Annotated in this window: 1 protein-coding gene; it reads right to left on the reverse strand. The window is 33.8% G+C overall.

What is annotated here, in order from left to right; translation table 11 throughout:
- Positions 1–422: 422 nt before the first annotated feature.
- Positions 423–1,283: a metallophosphoesterase gene (locus ABVF21_RS22720; protein WP_371019078.1), complete on the reverse strand. Its 861-nt coding sequence runs from the start codon at positions 1,281–1,283 to the stop codon at positions 423–425.
- Positions 1,284–1,354: the final 71 nt, after the last annotated feature.

Consider the following 1,354-nt stretch of genomic DNA (forward strand, 5'->3'; position numbering starts at 1 on the left):
GCTCCGAAAATGTTGAAGACTCGATTCCGAGAGATTCTGACACAAATATTAAACTAGCGTATCCGTTAGCTAAAGAAAAATCACAAAACATAAAGAAATAATTGCTGCTATCTTTGCATCCTTCCTGACTGTAGTTCTTATTGTGGGTACCCAACTTATATTTCCAGACAGGCTAATCAATCTAGCAATCAAAAACATAATAAGAAAATACATAAAAAATAAACCAATCATAATATCACCCTTACTGTTTTGTAGATAAATTTAAAACCATTGGAAGTGATTTAATTCAAACTGTTCCGTGCGCACAATACGTGATAATAAAATTGCAACTATCGCTCCGAGTTTCTTTAAGATTCGATTTCGAGATATTTATTGGAGGAGTCTTTTACTTTAGACCCCTTTAATTGAGTAAAATCTAAACCTTATTTACTTTTCAGTGTAATAACGTTTATTTCTGGTCTGTTATTAATTCTAAGAGGAATTGGATTGTTTCCTAAACCTCTACTTACATTCATTATCGAGTTCTCTTTTTGAAATAAACCACCATCATATCGAGGAAAAAAACCTTCTGTGGATGCGATCCCACCTATAAATGGTAGCCGTACCATTCCACCGTGTGTATCGCCAGAGAAAACCAAATCCGCGCCCCAATTCACGTATTCATCAAAATAAAAGGGTCTATGCGAAAGCAAAATATCGACTTCGTTTTCACTCGTTTTACCCAGTCGCTCCTCGATTTGGATTTCTCCTGATAAATGCTCTCTCAACCCATACAAATTAATTTCAGCATTTTGTCGTGTGATTGTTATTTGCTCATCATTTAGCACTGTAACGCCCATATTACTTAATTTCTCTTCATATACTTCTTTGGTACCTTCTTTTTGATACTTATTTCTATCCTCATAATATAAACCTTCCTCGTGTTCACCAGTAATATAATATATCGGATAATCATTATTAAGGTTTTCAAGGAACGTAATTAAAACATTCCCGTTATTTGGTACTTCTCTTGTGTTAGTTAACATATCGCCTGTTATTACAATCGTATCCGGTTTAATTTCGTGGATTTTATTAACCAGTCTTTTGTTTCCATATCCGAATTCTTTATTGTGCAAATCTGATAATTGCACAACCTTATATCCATTAAATTCTTCTGGCAAATCATCTAAATGAACGGTTTCCTTTGTTACAGAAATCCAATTAAGTTGCAAAAAATAATAAACCACAGAAAAAATTAGAATTAGTAAGGCAAATAGAATTGTTTTTCTACGTTTTTTAGTCATTGTTTCCTCCTGCTGTTATTAAACTCTACCCGTTACAATAAGCGATAACCACTGTGCAGCTATCGCTCCGA

The sequence above is a fragment of the Pseudalkalibacillus sp. JSM 102089 genome (genome assembly GCF_041366475.1).
Taxonomy (GTDB): Bacteria; Bacillota; Bacilli; order Bacillales; family Guptibacillaceae; genus Guptibacillus; species Guptibacillus hwajinpoensis_B.

Bases quoted from the DNA above. Each gene is read 5' to 3' on its own strand.
- ABVF21_RS22720 (WP_371019078.1), bottom strand. From the start codon at position 1,283: ATGACTAAAAAACGTAGAAAAACAATTCTATTTGCCTTACTAATTCTA.